This window comes from Paenibacillus sp. FSL L8-0638, assembly GCF_038593075.1.
In the GTDB taxonomy this organism is placed as follows: Bacteria; Bacillota; Bacilli; order Paenibacillales; family Paenibacillaceae; genus Paenibacillus; species Paenibacillus polymyxa_D.
In genome coordinates, this window is record NZ_CP151960.1 from 953,521 (window position 1) to 970,078 (window position 16,558).

Below are 16,558 nucleotides of genomic sequence, written 5' to 3' on the forward strand. Positions count from 1 at the left end.
TTTAACAGGGTAGGCAACTTTTTCTATATAAATTTACTATCACTATGATTTCTATATAAAAAACGTAATTTTTTAAAATTAATAAAATTATCGCTTGCATTTTTAAAAACAATTTTATAAGATATAAGTAACAATAATAAAAAGTTAATTTTAGAAAGGCACAAATTTTAATGAGAAGATTAGAAAACGTAGTAGAGTTCGTGAGTGGTTCACCACAATTTAGGATTATAGAAGTGTTTGATGATAAAGCACCACTTTACACCTATTATGGACAACAAGATATTGAAGATGATTTGGTTGGTATTGATTCTAATGGTAGTGACAGCAAACAAGTACGAACCTTGGATAAAGTCAGTACGCTATGTCAAGGTGATATTGTTTTTAGTTTGATATCGGGAAAATCTACTATAGTTGGTGTGAAGCATCAGGGATATCTATACACGCAAAACTACGTTAAATTAGTAACTGATGAAAGGGTTGATTCAAAATATCTTGTTTACTTACTTAATGAAGATAAATTCATTAAGAAACAGTTTCAAATGGGGCTACAGGGGTCTCAAGTTCTAAAATACACACTGAAACAAGTGAAAGAGCTTGAGCTACCAGATCTGCCAACAATAGAAAAACAGCGCATAATCGGTGAACTCTATTTCAACCAATTGCGACTAGAAGCATTGAAAATTAGAGCGGCAAATTTGGAAACTACCATAGTATTAGAAAAGCTTAGGGGGCAATCAATAAATGACCGAGAATCAATTTGAAACAGAATTAATTCAATACCTGACGAGTCGCACAATTGTAGAACAAGAACATCCTGAAGGAACGGGTAACTTTGATATCAAAGAATCAAGTGCTGGCTACATAGTGAAAACAAAATTTTGGAAATACGAACCGCATATTAAATCTACAGAACAACTCTGGAATAATTTCAAGGCGATCCTGGAACAACACAATCAGAATACGCTTGACCACCCTTTAAGTGTTGTGGAATTTAATCAAGTTAAGAAAATTATCTCTGATATTCAGACCCCCTATGAAGCAGGGCAGTTCTTATATGGTTTAAATGGGGTTTCGCAAATCGAAATAGATTTAGATGATGGACGTCATGTGTTTCTTACTGTATTTGATCAAAAACAAATAGGGGCTGGAGATACCGTTTATCAAGTGGTCAATCAAATCAAACGACCATCAGTGATCACAGGAAAAGGAGAATGTCGTTTTGACACAACTCTCTTGATTAATGGTTTACCAATCATTCAAATTGAAGAAAAGCGTGATACGCGTAATGTCGATGAAGCGCTCAATCAGATGCAGCAATATGCTGCAGATCATCAGTATCGTGATATTTTCTCAACCTTGCAAATTTTGGTGGCAATGACACCAAATAATGTGAAGTATATGGCGAATACGACGGCAGATAAATTTAATAAGGATTTTGCTTTTAATTGGCAACGCAAGAGTGACAATACCATCGTGCGTAACTGGAAAGAATTTGCTGATTCTATGCTTTCGATTCCAATGGCGCATCAAATGGCAACTAACTACATGATTTTGGACGGAACAAAGAACAAACAAACGTTGAAAGTGATGCGTCCGTATCAAGTGTATGCGACACAAAATGTGATCGAGGGCTTGAAACGTTCAGATTTTGAACTTGGTACCCATAAAATCGGTTATATCTGGCACACAACGGGATCTGGTAAAACGATCACAAGCTTCAAAACGGCATGGCTGGCAAGTCGTATGCCGAAGGTGGACAAGGTTGTCTTTGTTGTGGATAGAATTGCTTTAACCAAGCAAACCAATGAAAATTACAAAGCCTATGATCCTGATGCGACAGAAGACACATTTGGTAGCGTTCAAAACACAGACAATACGACTGATTTGAGTCGTAAGCTTAAAAGTAAAGACAATAGCATTATTGTTACTTCGGTTCAAAAACTAGATACCTTGGTGAAACGCAAAACCTTTCAAGCTCCAGATAAGAATATCGTATTTATCGTGGACGAAGCCCATCGTTCAACTGGCGGTGACTCATTCAAGAATATCCAAAAAGCTTTTAAGAAATCTGCTTGGGTAGGCTATACGGGAACACCGATGTTTGATGAAACGACCACTGGTCTTCGAACAGAAGATATTTTTGGTCCACTATTACATGCATATACCATTCGTGAAGCGATTGCTGACCGTAATGTGTTAGGATTCAAGGTGGATTTTGAGACAACCATTGACGAAAAACAAATGAAAGAACAATATCTTCCTGCGTTCTACCGTGAACGCTATCCCAACTGGAATGAAGAACGAATTCAAGAGAAAATCAACAATCTCTCCCAGGAAGATATGGATGATGCTGTTGAACCCAGTTTCTACGATGAAAATTTGGATCATATCAAATTAGTAGTACAAGACATTTTCAAAAATTGGCGTAATCGTTCTAATGAAGGCAAGTATAATGCTTTGTTCACAACTCATGTGGGTGGTGGTAAAGCAAGTACGCCAATGGCAATGATGTATTTTAGGGAGTTTCAACGTATCAACGAAGAAAATAAGATGAATGGCGGACAAACATTAAAAGTTGCGGTGACATTTAGTCAAAACACTTCAAACAATGATAGTATGCTTGCCACAAATCAAGGTTTGCACCATGCCATGACAGCTTATAATGCTGAATTTGGCACATCTTTTGGAATGGATGATGTTTCTGGCTATACCCAAGACGTGACTTCGCGATTAAATAAATCGGTCACCGATCGAAATTTTCTCGATTTGGTTATTGTGGTTGACCAATTATTGACTGGTTTTGATGCACCTGAACTTAACACGCTTTATGTGGATCGAACCTTAAAAGGCGCGGGGTTAATTCAAGCTTATTCAAGAACGAATCGTATTGCAGATATGCAAGAGAAGCCATGGGGGCGTGTGGTGAATTACCGCTGGCCTGCTCAAAATGAGAAGTTAATGAATAAAGCACTTGCTGTTTATGCGAATAAAGACTCAGCCATTCTGTCTGAAGAAGATCAACGTGAATCTAATCAGAAAGATGGTATCATTGCTAAACCATTTGAAGATGTATTTAATGAAGTGAAAGAAGTGGTTGGGAAGCTAGGTGGCTTAACGACTGATTTTCAACAGTTGCCACCATCTGAAAAGAAAAAGGACGAGATGCTAGATTTGCTCCGTGAATATAACAGAGGAATGGCAAAATTAAAGCAATATGATCCAGATGAAGTTGATGGTGAAAAAGTCGGATTTAACTATGATGATCGAGATGAGTTAATAGAGAAGTTAGGGATGAATTCAGAGCAAGAAGTCATGTTGACAACAGTATTAACCAATGAACTAAAGTCGCATATTGCTAAAGAGAAGAAAATCCCTATCTATCAAATCGAACTGCGCATGACACATGTGAAGGATGTTAAAGTAGACTACGATTATCTTACTGAACTCGTGGAACGATTATTGAACGAAGTCCACGAAGGCAAAGATGAAGAAGCCAAAGAGACGCAAGAAAAAATCAACCAATTTGCCAATGGGTTGGATGATCGTAACTATGCGACTAAAATTATGAATGCAGCTACTGCAATTATCAAAGGTCACTTCCCACCTGCAGGCTCTGACTTCAAGTATCCTGTGAAGCTGAGTGACAGTGAACATATTATCCAGCAAGCGAACAATGTCAGCCTCGATCGAAGGTTTCTTGACTTCCGAGTGAAGTGGGGAATTACAGATATTATCACAAGTGCTCAAATGCGAGAGTTGTTTAGTCGTCATCGCTACGGAGAGAAAGATTTGGATGATACGGGTCAAATTCGTGACATTATCGCTCAAGCCAGTTCTGACTACATGACACTGGCTCATGATGAGAACGTGCAGTCTTTAGCTAGAATGAAATATCGCAACGGTTTGCGCGACGCAATTTATGAGCTAGCGGATGAGTTGGCAGAAAGTTAACCTGGTCGAAACTGTTCAATAAGAGATGCAGATGGGAGATTGTGATGAACGAAATACAATTTTTAATGTATGATGCCGATGAAAAAGTCGAAGTGCTTGTTCGAGATGAAACGATTTGGGCTACCCAAAAGATTATTGCACAACTTTTTGATGTTGGAGTTCCAGCTATCAGCAAACACTTGAAGAATATTTTTCAGTCTGGAGAATTGGATGAAAAAGTGGTTATTTCTATTTTGGAAAACACCACTCAACATGGTGCAATAGAAGGAAAGACACAGACGAACACTGTTAAATATTACAATCTGGATGCCATTATATCAGTTGGCTATCGTGTAAATTCACAAAAGGCAACAAAGTTCCGTATATGGGCAACGAATGTCTTAAAAGAATACATCCTTAAAGGTTTTAAAATTGATGTTGAACGGATGAAACAAGGTGAGCATTTTTTTGGCAAGGATTACTTCCGTGAGCTGATTGAGACTGTCCGTTCCATTCGAGCAAGTGAGCGACGTATATGGCAACAAATATCAGATGTATTTGCGGAAATTTCATACGACTATGACAGGAACGCAGAGATCACCAAGAAGTTTTATGCGACAGTTCAAAACAAGTTTCATTATGCCATTACAGGCAAAACGGCTGCTGAAATTGTTTATGACAGTGCCGATAAAGATAAAGAACACATGGGTCTCACTTCTTGGAAGAACTCGCCCGATGGCCGTATCTTACAATCTGACGTATCCGTTGCGAAGAATTATTTATCGGAAAAACAAATTCGCAGTCTGGAGCGTAACGTATCCGCGTATTTCGACTATGTAGAGCGTCTGCTCGAAGACGAGGTCTTACTGGGCATGCAGGACTTTGCAAAAAGTATTGATGAATTCTTAACATTCAATCGCTATGAAATCCTGGATGGAAATGGACATATTTCACAAAGTGCGGCTAAGGAAAAGGCTATTGGCGAGTATAAAGAATTCAATAAGCACCAAAAAATAGTTTCTGATTTTGATAGAGTAATTAAGACCATACAGGGAGAGCAGAAATGAGCGAACATAAAGAAAATGTACCTAAAATAAGGTTTCCTGGATTCACTGATGCTTGGGAACAGCGGAGGTTAGGGGAACTCATGGAGATTTCATCTGCGTCACGTGTTCATAAAGAAGAATGGACGGAAACCGGAGTCCCTTTTTTTAGATCCAGTGATGTTGTATCAGCGTTTAAAGGATTAGAAAATGATAGGGCTTTTATCTCATATGAGCTTTTTGAAGAGTTATCAAATAAATCTGGAAAAGTTCAGGAAAATGATCTATTGGTAACAGGTGGCGGCTCAATAGGAATCCCCTATAAAGTTAGGAACAATGAGCCTTTATACTTCAAGGATGCTGATTTAATTTGGCTTAAAAATTCAAGCTTAATCAATAGCGATTTTTTATATACCTTTTTAATAACATCAGTTTTTAGAAGATATGTCGGTAGTATTACTCATATTGGAACAATTTCACATTATACGATTGAGCAGACAAAGGCTACTCCGATTATGATGCCTGAAATTGAAGAACAAAAGCGTATCAGCCAATTCTTCGCTCAGCTTGACCGCCTCATCACCCTTCATCAGCGTAAGTTAATTAACGTAAAAAATTTGAAGGCTGGGTTGCTTCAAAAAATGTTTCCGAGAAATGGCGAAGATTTCCCTGAAGTTCGTTTCCCAGGATTCACTGATGCTTGGGGACAGCGTGAGTTAGGTAAATTGGGGGATACATTCACTGGATTGTCAGGTAAAACTAAAGAAGATTTTGGACATGGGGATGCCCAATTTGTTACTTACGTTAATGTCTTTGGTAATGTAATCTCTGATCCCAATGGTGTAGAAAATGTTGAAATTGACGATAAACAAAATCAAGTTAAGTATGGCGATGTGTTCTTTACAACATCATCCGAAACGCCTGAAGAAGTTGGAATGTCGTCTGTTTGGCTTGAAAACACTGAGAATGTGTACCTAAATAGCTTTTGTTTCGGTTACAGGCCAACAGTAGAATTTGAACCATATTATCTGGCATTCATGTTACGTTCGCCAGAAATTCGAAAGAAATTTATACTCTTGGCTCAAGGTATTTCACGGTATAACATATCTAAGAACAAAGTAATGGAGATGAAAGTTCCAGTACCAAAACTTAATGAACAACGTAAAGTTGGCGCGTTCTTTAGGGATCTCGACCACCTCATCACCCTTCATCAGCGTAAGCTGGAACACTTGCAAGAGCAGAAGAAAGCACTACTACAACAGATGTTTATCTAGGAGGAAAAATAACAATATGAGCAATAATCTACAAACCATCACAACAAAACTGTGGGCGATGGCCAATGAGCTCCGTGGAAGCATGGATGCTGCAGAATACAAAAACTACATTTTAGCCTTTATGTTTTATCGTTACCTTTCAGAACATCAGGAAGAGTATTTAGTTAAAAATAATGTTATTGATGTTGCCGTTGGTGAATCGATCAATAGTGCCTACTTAGAACAAGCGAATGGTGACGATTTGAATGATTACTTAGAAGATATTTCTGCAAGTTTAGGCTATGCCATTGCACCGCTTGATACTTGGAAATCTTTAGTTTATAAGATTGATAATAGCATGGTGATTCCAAGTGATTATCAAACTATTTTTGATAACTTCAATCGAAACGCTGAATTAAATAGAGAAGCTGCGAAAGATTTTCGTGGCGTATTTAACGACATTAATCTTGGGGACTCACGTCTAGGTTCTTCTACCAATGAACGTGCGAAATCACTTAACCGAATTGTAAAGCTTGTTCATGGCATTGAATACAAGGGTGAAGATAACAAGGATATTCTTGGCGCAATCTATGAATACCTAATCGGTCAATTTGCAGCAAGTGCAGGTAAAAAAGGTGGAGAGTTCTACACACCTCATGAAGTTTCTAAAGTATTGGCTAAAATCGTAACGGACGGTGTAGAAGAATCGGAACATACTTTTTCTGTATATGACCCGACTTGTGGATCTGGGTCATTGCTGTTAACGGTTCAGGGTGAGCTGCCTGGTGGAAATAAACCAGGGGCGATTAAATTTTTTGGTCAAGAAAAGAATACGACAACATACAACTTGGCTCGTATGAACCTGATGATGCATGGTGTTTCATTTAATAATATGACTCTGTCTAATGCTGACACACTTGAAAGCGATTGGCCTGATGGACCAGATGCCCAAGGAACTGACCACCCCCGCTCATTTGATGCCGTGGTTGCGAATCCTCCTTATTCTGCTCATTGGGACAATAGCGAAACGAAACTCAAAGATCCACGTTTTAGGGAATATGGTAAACTCGCTCCTCGAACTAAGGCAGATTATGCATTCATTTTACACAGCTTGTATCATCTGAATGATACTGGAACAATGGCGATTGTATTACCGCATGGTGTCTTGTTCCGTGGTGCAGCGGAAGGTGCGATTCGCCAAACGATCATTGAGAAAAACTATCTTGATACAGTTATAGGCTTACCTGCCAACTTGTTTTACGGCGTATCCATCCCAACTACGATTTTAGTATTCAAGAAAAATCGTAAAACAAAAGACATCTTGTTTATCGATGCAAGCAATGAGTTTGAAAAAGGTAAAAATCAAAACAAACTTACTGATAAAAATATCAATAAAATTATCGAAACTTACCGAAGTCGTATACCTGTTGATAAATATGCTCGCGTGGCATCACTTGAAGAAATCAAAGAAAATGAGTTTAACTTAAATATTCCTCGCTACGTGGATACGTTTGCAGAAGAGCAAGTTATTGACCTTGATGAAGTAAATAAGCTACTAGAGCAAGATAAACAAGAAATCGCTGAACTTGAAGCAAAAATCAATGAACAGCTGAAAATTTTGGGTATTCATGTGTAGAAATTGACGAAAAGGGTCAAGGATATTATTCCTCGGCTCTTTTTTTAAGCCATTCGCTTGGGAACGGCGTAAGCTGAGGGAAGTTATGCCGTGCAGTATTTCTATGAACTGCGGCGCAGTACGTTATCGAAGATAGCAAGAGGAGGGGCGGAGCTCTTCCTTTTTTTGCGAGTCTTTTGGGGAGTCTGCTCCTCTCTTGGGTATGATATACTCATTTAGATGTCTATGCTTAACATATACCGCCGTTTGAACTACGTTGCTTAAACATGTTATATGTGAAGAAGAAGCAAGGACATGAACAGGTTAGCTTTACCATTTTGGGACCACAGATTTGTCCTGGTATTTATAGAGGAGTTTTTGATATGACGAATAATTTTTGGCGTGAGTTGCCACGACCTTTTTTTATACTGGCACCGATGGAAGATGTGACGGATGTTGTGTTTCGCCATGTCGTAAGTGAAGCAGCCAGACCGGATGTGTTTTTTACGGAGTTTACGAATACAGAGAGTTATTGTCACCCGGAGGGGAACAAAAGTGTACGCGGACGTTTGACTTTTACAGAGGATGAACAGCCCATGGTGGCCCATATCTGGGGAGATAAGCCAGAATATTTCCGTGAAATGAGCATCGGTATGGCGAAAGAAGGCTTCAAAGGCATCGATATTAATATGGGTTGTCCTGTAGCGAATGTAGCGGAGAATGGGAAGGGAAGCGGCCTGATCTGCCGTCCCGAAATCGCAGCGGATATCATTCAGGCCGCCAAAGCCGGGGGACTGCCCGTCAGTGTGAAAACAAGGCTCGGTTTCACTGCCGTAGATGAGTGGCGCGACTGGCTAACCCATATTTTGAAACAAGACATCGTTAATCTCTCTATTCATCTGCGGACCAGAGAGGAAATGAGCAAAGTAGACGCTCACTGGGAACTGATTCCGGAGATTAAGAAACTTCGTGATGAGGTGGCACCAGATACACTGCTGACCATTAACGGAGATATTCGAGACCGTCAGACTGGCTTGAAGCTTGCTGAGCAATATGGAGTGGATGGCATTATGATTGGGCGTGGTATTTTCCAGAATCCATTTGCGTTTGAGAAGGAGCCGAAGAAACACAGCAGTGAGGAATTGCTTGAATTGCTGCGGCTTCATCTAGATCTCCATGATCATTATTCAGCGCAGGAGCCACGTTCGTTCAGCCCTCTTGCCCGCTTCTTCAAAATATATATCCGTGGATTCCGAGGGGCAAGTGAACTCAGAAACAGCTTAATGAACGCCAAATCAACAAGTGAAGTGCGTACATTGCTTGATGAGTTAGGTAGCAAGGATCATGATGAGGTAGAGGAACGTGGAAATTAAATTGCCAAGTTGGGGACGGGCTGTTAGTAGGCATTAAAAATATAGGAGGATATATGTCCTGGAGTAAATTGAAGCAACAACTGGAGAGCTTCCGCTGTCCTGCGTTAGACGGAAGGGTCGAATACCGAGCGACCAGTTACCGTTATTTGCCTGATAAGTCTGGAATTTGTTATATAACTGTAGATAAGAAGAACATACTCAATATGAATGATATCACTAGTCCAATCAAATGGTATCAGACGGAGTTGGAAATCAAGAATGATCCAGATATCCAAGTTCCTATCAGCAATGAAGAAATTGAAGCGGTCAGAAAAGATACTAATGGGAACGTTCCGGAGGATCGTCTACAAGTAATTGCAAGAGGTAGAAAAATATCAGAACATGCAAAGGATCTTTTGTCAGCACAGGCCTCATTAAGCAAGTCTAATTTTAATGTTGTAGCTAATAAATTTTTAACTACTTCTATAGAGGAAAGCTTAGAGAGTAATGATATCTTATTGAATATTCTAGCTTTAGTGGACAGACGAGTTGGAAAAAAGCGAATATTAAACATGACCGAGAAGATGAAGTTAAAGCATCCCACTGTGCAGTATTTTTATGAACTACGGCGTAGTACGTTATGAAAATAAATAACTTTCATTGATGGGGTACGTCGTTTTAGGATTAAGTGCTGTTCATTGTTGCTGCATTGCACAATGGCAAATAATTTGGAAGATGTCTGGGAAAACAGCAAAGAGGGGCGGCGTGCCCCTCTTATTTGTGTGGCGTTGAGCATTTTCATTTATTTACAGAAAGTGTAGCACTTCATTTTCATAATTTATCATCATAAAAAAACTTTTCTCTCATTCAATGATCTTGCTATATTCGATAAAAGCTGAACTGTATTTCTTATCTCATCTTCCGTAGTGTCCGGGTGAATTGCGCAGATTCTGAGAACCGTTTTTCCATTGAGTTGTGTCGTAAGCACTGTGGCGTACCCGTTCGTCACCATTTCTTGGGAGATCCTTTTATTGAGTGAATCTAATTCCTGGTCGGATAGCCCAGGTGGTGCATATCGAAAATTAACAATCGCTAATTGTGCGGGGCATACAATTTCCCAATGATTATGTTTTTTGATTTCATCTTCAGCCCATTCTGCGAGTTGAACTCCATGCTCTATAACTTCACCGACAGCATTCGTGCCTAAAGCTTGCAGTGTCACCCATAGTTTCAGACTTCGAGCAGGCCGGGTTAACTCTGGACCCAAATCCCAATAATTAATATGTTCTTCATCAGTCTCGGCATCCTTCAAATATTCTGGGCGTGTGGTGAAGCAGTTTTTGAGTTGCTGCTTATCTTTGGCTAAAACCACGCTACAGGAATAGGTCTGCATTAGCCATTTGTGTGCATCCCAGGTGATACTATCTGAACGCGATATCCCGCTCAAAAGAGACTTATATTTCGAAGAAGCCAAAATTGACGCACCGTAAGCTCCATCCACGTGTAACCAAATATTATGTTTTTCACATAGGTCAGCAATTTCGTTTAGCGGGTCAATGCTTCCTGTATTGGTTGTGCCTGCCGTGGCAATGATGGCAAAAGGTTTCATGCCAGCCGCCTGATCATCCATTATTTTTTTCTCTAAGGCTGAAACATCCATACGAAAATTTTTATCACTTGGAACCTTTCTGATTTGATCACTACGGAATCCGAGGATGCGTAGCCCTTTGGCGACCGATGAATGAGTTTGATCTGAAACATAAGCAGTTCCAATGGCATATTCCTGCTCGGATAACCTTGCATTGCGTGCAGCCGCTAAAGCGGTCAAATTCGACAGCGATCCGCCCGATAGAAATAAGCCCCCAGCAGTATCAGGATATCCTGCTTGGTCACACATCCATCGGATTACTTCCCCCTCTAAAAGGCTTGCGCTCGAGCTCTGCATCCAGCTTCCAGCGTGGGTATTATATGCACAGGTCATGATATCTCCTAACCAAGAGTAAACAGACACGGGGCTAGGAACCATTGCAAAAAAACGAGGGTGTTGCATGAAGGCTTGATGAGGATAGACGTTTTTCCTCATTTCATCGACAACTTCTTTTACAGGTCTTCCTTTTTTGGGAAAGCCAATTTCCCTTAAATGAGCTATTGTATCCTCATCTGCAATGTTGATTACTTTTTGAGATCGAATGTTATTGTTTTCTGCTATAAATGAATGTATGAACTGCTCAATAATCTCACCTAATTGTTGATTTAGTTCTTGATTCATCATAAGCATCTCCTTTGTTTAACTTCAACCAAAGTATAATATAACATCTGTTGTCATATTGTGAGATTCACCGATTTCATCATTACGTTTATTTTTAGGCTCCACATGCAGACCATATTTATATGGCTCAGGTTTAATCCATATTCATGATGTTGAGTTCGTTTTATCAAGTTTATTTCTGCTGTTATGCTAAACCCATCCCGTAAACTCCAGTATAGACGCTTTTGCGGATTGGGCTTCGGATTGCGCTCCTTTACGCCATTCTTTTGGCGGCTTTCCCATAAGCCTGGAGAAGCAACGGTTAAAGCTGGAAATGGAGTGAAAACCGACTTGTTCGGAGATCGAAAGAATAGAATTCTCCGTGCTTTTTAACTGCTTGCAGGCCTCTTCGATTCGGGTGCTGTTTAGGAATTCGAGGGGCGACGTCCCCATAATTTCATGGAATTTTCTTCGGAAATGAGTTGTACTTAAGTGGCACAGGTCGGCCAAAAAATCCATGGTAATGGGGTTCATATAGTTTTTCGTGATGTGCTCCAGAGCCGGAGAGATGACAAAATCGTTTTTCAGGCTATGCTCTGTTTCTTGATCTGCCAACAGTTCATTCCTGGAATGAATTCTAAGGAGTTCTATGTATAGGGATAGCAATAAGCCGTAGGCACTTTCCTGATAGTAAGGATTTTGCTGTTTTAATTCCTCTACGATTGAAGTCGCAAGTGTATAAACCTTGGGATACTGCTCCTTATTCAATATACAGTTTTTTCCCTTCACCACCCACAAATTTGGCTCGAAGTTGCTGTAAGCACTTTTAAATGAATGTTGAAAGAGGTCCTCTGGCGAAAAAAAGATATAAGACCACAGACTGGCTGTATTTGGCGAACTATACGTGGTATGAGGAAGATACCTGGGGATGAAGGTTACATCGCCGGCTTTGAAGGGTACAGATTCTCCTTTGATCTCCATGATGCCGCTATCCGAATAGCATATACCAATCTCCAAATGGTTATGGAAATGGAGGTGTTCACTTTTAATATCTGAAATCTTCCAGCGTTCACCGCTTAATAGCAAGACAGGGAAATTTATGGGCAAGCTGTAGTGTCGATATTCTATAACGGGTTTCTTTTTTCTGGGCATATTCAATACCCCCATGACTTTGGTTTTAACCAGCAGATATACATCAGAATTTTGTAAAATCCTCACATAAATGATTGGAAATGCACAGTTTTGTTGCGAATATGCTTAGATGGAGACTATTTTACTGCGTAGAATGGAATAAGTAAAGCGTTTTCAAAACAGTGACGAACAGCTCTCAAGCGCCTTTGGGGACGTGTGCAAAAGAGAGGAGAACCTAGATGCTTCCATTAACTTATGACAAGGAAGAGATATTAAGAGTCATCGACAAAGTCGTCAGAAAAACCATGGCGATGGATTTGACGTGGGACTGGCCTTGCGGTGTGGCTTATTATGGTGTATCCAGAGCCTATACGAAAACAGGAAATAAAGAGTATTTGAATATGCTTGTGCAGTGGGCAGATGAATATATCGAGCTGGGTCTGCCGCACTGGACGGTAAACACATGTGCTATGGGCCATATGCTGATCACGTTGTATGAAGAAACAGGAGACCCAAAATATTGGGATATTGTGATGAGCAAGGTGGATTACATCCAAAACAATGCTCTCCGGTTCGGAGACCATGTTTTGCAGCATACGGTATCCGTGGCTAATGATTTTCCAGAACAGGCATGGGCGGACACATTGTTTATGGCGGCATTTTTTCTGCTGCGTGTAGGAACCAAATTAAAGGATGAGGCCATGATCCAGGACGCCTTAAATCAATATTACTGGCATATCAAATACCTGCAAGACCCGAGTAGCGGTCTCTGGTACCATGGCTACAATAATGTCAAGCAGGATCACATGTCCGGATTTTTCTGGGGGAGAGCGAATGCTTGGGGAGCATATACCATGTCGCAAGTCAAAATTCATTTAAAAGACTGGTACTTGTATCCGCAATGCATGGACGTAGAGTGTTCGCTTCGGGATCAACTGGCGGCACTAAAGGGTGTTCAAACGGAGAATGGTTTGTGGCGGACGGTACTGGATGACGAGGAGTCCTATGAAGAAGTGTCGGCATCTTGCGGTATCGCGGCGGCCATGATCAATAACGGTAATCCGCTGCATACCAAATACGTGCAAAAGGCATTGGAGGGCATCTTGAACCATATCAGCGAGGACGGACGGGTACTAGGTGTGTCGGGCGGCACAGCGGTTATGAAAGATCGGGATGGGTATCGCAATATTCCAAAAGACTGGATTCAGGGCTGGGGTCAAGGCCTGGCATTGGCCTTTCTATCCGATATGTTGAATTAGGAGGGAACCAAGTTGTCCAAACAAACAACGGGGGGCTTTACACTACCGGGAGAATCTGGTTATGAGGCGCTGACCCTGAAATTAGCTGAACGGTGGGGTGCCGATGTCATCCGTGATAGTGACGGCACGCAATTGTCCGATGAGATTATTAACGCTGGGTACGGCATATATTCGACAATCTGTATCATCAGAGATCATAATGAGTGGGCGTCCCGTAATCTGGATAAGCTGCAGCAGTGTTTTTTAATTACAAATCCAAAGGTAGCTGTACAAGATTATGTATCCATCTATCTGATGGAGGATTTTTTTGCTGAACAGTTCAAAGTGAATGATTCCAAAGAGGCGTTTAACTATTGGCATGTTTTTGACAGAACGACCGGAGAGGAAGTTCCAAGAGAACAGTGGAATTATGAAAGGGAATCCGGAAACGTGGTCATTACCGGAATTGTTCCTTGGCATAAATACACGGTAAGCTTTATGGCCTACCGGATCTGGGAAGAGATTTCCATGTACAATCACACCACGAATCATTGGGACAAAGAGCATTTGATGCAGATTGATCCCATCTATGTAGAAACGCAAAATTATCTGCTGGATTGGATGAAAGATTGGTGTCTCCATCATAAGGAAACCACGGTTGTTCGGTTTACTTCCTTATTTTATAATTTCGCCTGGATCTGGGGCAGCGATGAGCGCAATCGCCATCTGTTCTCAGACTGGGGTTCATACGATTTTACGGTAAGCTCAAGAGCGCTTGATCTGTTTGCCAAGAAATACGGGTATTCGATGACTGCCGAGGATTTTGTGAATGGCGGGAAATACCGCGTCAGTCATATCCCGGCTGAGCAGCGCAAGCTGGATTGGATGGCATTTATCAATGATTTTGTAATCGAATTTGGCAAGAAATTAATTGACATTGTGCATAGGCACGACAAGCTGGCCTATGTTTTCTATGATGACAGTTGGGTTGGCATGGAGCCTTACAATGACCGTTTTCAAGAGTTTGGATTTGACGGGTTGATTAAATGTGTATTCTCAGGTTATGAGGCGAGGCTGTGTTCAGGTGTAAAAGTGAATACACATGAGATTCGGCTGCATCCTTACTTATTTCCAGTTGGCTTAGGCGGGCTTCCGACCTTTATGGAAGGGGGAAACCCCACGCTGGATGCCAAAAAGTATTGGATTAATATCCGGCGCGCCTTGCTGCGGGAGCCTATTGACCGGATTGGGCTTGGCGGATATTTGCATCTTGTAGAGCCTTACCCGGATTTTTGTGACTATATCGAAAAGATTGCCAATGAATTTAGAGAAATTAAAGAACTACATCATGAAGGCAAACCTTATCACATCAAGACGAAGGTAGCTATTCTGCACAGCTGGGGTAAATTGAGATCGTGGACTTTGTCCGGACATTTCCATGAAACGTATATGCATGATTTGATTCATGTCAATGAAGCTTTATCTGGATTGCCGATTGAAGTGCAGTTCATTGATTTTGAAGATATCCGTCAGGGAATTCTACAGGATTGTGATGTAGTGATCAATGCCGGCTCTGCTGGTTCAGCATGGAGTGGTGGGGAGTACTGGAATGACAACAAGTGTGTGGACTTACTGACTCAATGGGTTTATGAGGGGGGGACCTTTATTGGCATTAACCAACCTTCTGCGGTCGAAGGCCATGACAGCTTTTTCAGAATGGCGCATGTTCTCGGACTGGATGAGGATACAGGCTCCAGAGTAGGTCATGGAAGATGGGCATACGAGGTTAGGGATGAGCATGATTTAGTGCCTGAAGGAGCCAGTATCACACCAAAGAATAGCATTTATCTTACTGATGGTTCAGCTGCGGTAGTGGAGGAAGCGAGTGGTATGATAACACTGTCTACACATGCCTTCGGTAAAGGAAAGGGAATTTACCTTCCTTCATTCGAATTCAGCTGGGAAAACACAAGGTTGCTGCTGAATATGATTCGCTTTGCGGGTAATGAGTTACATGAAACGAAGTACATTACAGATAACCTATATACAGAGTGTGCTTATTATCCAGAAAGTAAAATATTGGTTGTTATTAACAATAGCAATCAACTTCAAAGAACGACGGTTGATACAGAATATGGCAAACAAACCATGGAATTAGATCCGTATGACACCATGATCACCCATATCGGCTTAACAAAATCGGTATAGGAACGGAGAATAATGAGAAGTAGCGGTATCAAGCCCTCCTTTATTTAAGGAAGGGCTCTTTGTTTTAGCACCTCCAGAAAATCCAGCCAATTTACCGGGGATTTTGTCCATTCAAAAGTATCTACTCCATCATTAACTATAAGTAAAACAATGAAGGAGATGATTTCTTTGAGAAAGGCAACCTTAGTTAAAATTAGAAAAGCGGAAGCAAAACTGGGGAAAAAACTGAAAAAAAGAAGCCATGTGGTTATGAATCTTAGAAAAGCCATTCGTGTAACTCAACTTGGAGATGGATTCGCACGTTTCACTTTCGCTCCGGTCACTCTTTCTCCTAATAGCTTTAGAAGCACTACGATTAACGGTAATGACTATAATCTGATTAGCGGTTCATGGACTTTCTCTGGTAATGAACAAGGGTTTCTTCTCAATAATTATTCCGCGGCCGAAGACAGATGGGTATTTACTGCATGGAATCCATCTGGATTCACAAGAACAGTGTCCTATGCTGTTATCGCCAAACGGAAGCCATAATTCAATTGT

General features: G+C 40.8%; 12 protein-coding genes. 10 read left to right on the plus strand and 2 right to left on the minus strand.

The genetic code is table 11. From position 1 onward, the window contains the following. The first annotated feature begins 200 nt into the window (after nucleotides 1–200). The 7 genes from MKY35_RS04310 (at nucleotide 201) to MKY35_RS04340 (ending at nucleotide 9,837) form a co-directional block, all read left to right on the plus strand. The gene (locus MKY35_RS04310) at nucleotides 201–761 is read left to right on the plus strand and encodes a restriction endonuclease subunit M (protein ID WP_342445685.1); all 561 of its coding nucleotides are present in this window, start codon (nucleotides 201–203) and stop codon (nucleotides 759–761) included. Continuing rightward, nucleotides 742–3,951 (plus strand): HsdR family type I site-specific deoxyribonuclease, encoded by a 3,210-nt coding sequence (locus MKY35_RS04315; protein WP_342445686.1) that lies wholly within the window; start codon nucleotides 742–744, stop codon nucleotides 3,949–3,951. Before MKY35_RS04310 ends, MKY35_RS04315 begins: the two co-directional genes overlap by 20 nt. A gap of 44 nt (nucleotides 3,952–3,995) precedes the next feature. Next, nucleotides 3,996–4,997 (plus strand): RhuM family protein, encoded by a 1,002-nt coding sequence (gene rhuM / locus MKY35_RS04320; RefSeq protein WP_342445687.1) that lies wholly within the window; start codon nucleotides 3,996–3,998, stop codon nucleotides 4,995–4,997. Then, nucleotides 4,994–6,247 carry a restriction endonuclease subunit S gene (locus MKY35_RS04325; RefSeq protein WP_342445688.1) on the plus strand — a complete coding sequence of 418 codons (1,254 nt, stop codon included), beginning with the start codon at nucleotides 4,994–4,996 and terminating at the stop codon, nucleotides 6,245–6,247. The genes rhuM and MKY35_RS04325 overlap by 4 nt, the downstream gene beginning before the upstream one ends. Nucleotides 6,248–6,263: 16 nt before the next feature. Then, nucleotides 6,264–7,862, plus strand: a complete 1,599-nt coding sequence (locus MKY35_RS04330) for a type I restriction-modification system subunit M (RefSeq protein WP_342445689.1) — start codon at nucleotides 6,264–6,266, stop codon at nucleotides 7,860–7,862. 362 nt (nucleotides 7,863–8,224) lie between these two features. Beyond that, complete coding sequence (locus MKY35_RS04335) at nucleotides 8,225–9,214, plus strand: tRNA-dihydrouridine synthase (protein ID WP_342445690.1); 990 nt, start codon at nucleotides 8,225–8,227, stop codon at nucleotides 9,212–9,214. Between the two features lie 53 nt (nucleotides 9,215–9,267). Further along, entirely contained in the window at nucleotides 9,268–9,837 is a 570-nt protein-coding gene (locus tag MKY35_RS04340; protein WP_342445691.1) for a hypothetical protein, read from the plus strand. 200 nt (nucleotides 9,838–10,037) lie between these two features. Here the strand turns inward: MKY35_RS04340 and MKY35_RS04345 are convergent, their stop codons facing one another. Then, a complete protein-coding gene (locus MKY35_RS04345; RefSeq protein WP_039272551.1) occupies nucleotides 10,038–11,465 on the minus strand; it encodes an aminotransferase class I/II-fold pyridoxal phosphate-dependent enzyme in 1,428 nt (475 codons plus the stop codon). A 186-nt stretch (nucleotides 11,466–11,651) separates the two neighbouring features. Next, nucleotides 11,652–12,608 carry an AraC family transcriptional regulator gene (locus tag MKY35_RS04350; protein ID WP_342445692.1) on the minus strand — a complete coding sequence of 319 codons (957 nt, stop codon included), beginning with the start codon at nucleotides 12,606–12,608 and terminating at the stop codon, nucleotides 11,652–11,654. Between the two features lie 203 nt (nucleotides 12,609–12,811). Between MKY35_RS04350 and MKY35_RS04355 the strand changes: the two genes are divergently transcribed. The 3 genes from MKY35_RS04355 to MKY35_RS04365 all read left to right on the plus strand — a co-directional run bounded on the left by MKY35_RS04355 (nucleotide 12,812) and on the right by MKY35_RS04365 (nucleotide 16,549). Then, a complete protein-coding gene (locus MKY35_RS04355; RefSeq protein ID WP_342445693.1) occupies nucleotides 12,812–13,831 on the plus strand; it encodes a glycoside hydrolase family 88 protein in 1,020 nt (339 codons plus the stop codon). Between the two features lie 12 nt (nucleotides 13,832–13,843). Then, a complete protein-coding gene (gene gnpA / locus MKY35_RS04360; protein ID WP_342445694.1) occupies nucleotides 13,844–16,018 on the plus strand; it encodes a 1,3-beta-galactosyl-N-acetylhexosamine phosphorylase in 2,175 nt (724 codons plus the stop codon). Nucleotides 16,019–16,177: 159 nt separating this feature from the next. Beyond that, the gene (locus MKY35_RS04365; RefSeq protein WP_342446600.1) at nucleotides 16,178–16,549 is read left to right on the plus strand and encodes a hypothetical protein; all 372 of its coding nucleotides are present in this window, start codon (nucleotides 16,178–16,180) and stop codon (nucleotides 16,547–16,549) included. Nucleotides 16,550–16,558: the final 9 nt, after the last annotated feature.

What these genes read in the sequence shown, in the direction of transcription:
- MKY35_RS04315 (WP_342445686.1), top strand. Translation starts at nt 742, where the DNA reads ATGACCGAGAATCAATTTGAAACAGAATTAATTCAATACCTGACGAGT.
- rhuM (WP_342445687.1), top strand. Translation starts at nt 3,996, where the DNA reads ATGAACGAAATACAATTTTTAATGTATGATGCCGATGAAAAAGTCGAA.
- MKY35_RS04325 (WP_342445688.1), top strand. Translation starts at nt 4,994, where the DNA reads ATGAGCGAACATAAAGAAAATGTACCTAAAATAAGGTTTCCTGGATTC.
- MKY35_RS04330 (WP_342445689.1), top strand. Translation starts at nt 6,264, where the DNA reads ATGAGCAATAATCTACAAACCATCACAACAAAACTGTGGGCGATGGCC.
- MKY35_RS04335 (WP_342445690.1), top strand. Translation starts at nt 8,225, where the DNA reads ATGACGAATAATTTTTGGCGTGAGTTGCCACGACCTTTTTTTATACTG.
- MKY35_RS04340 (WP_342445691.1), top strand. Translation starts at nt 9,268, where the DNA reads ATGTCCTGGAGTAAATTGAAGCAACAACTGGAGAGCTTCCGCTGTCCT.
- MKY35_RS04345 (WP_039272551.1), bottom strand. Translation starts at nt 11,465, where the DNA reads ATGATGAATCAAGAACTAAATCAACAATTAGGTGAGATTATTGAGCAG.
- MKY35_RS04350 (WP_342445692.1), bottom strand. Translation starts at nt 12,608, where the DNA reads ATGGGGGTATTGAATATGCCCAGAAAAAAGAAACCCGTTATAGAATAT.
- MKY35_RS04355 (WP_342445693.1), top strand. Translation starts at nt 12,812, where the DNA reads ATGCTTCCATTAACTTATGACAAGGAAGAGATATTAAGAGTCATCGAC.
- MKY35_RS04365 (WP_342446600.1), top strand. Translation starts at nt 16,178, where the DNA reads ATGATTTCTTTGAGAAAGGCAACCTTAGTTAAAATTAGAAAAGCGGAA.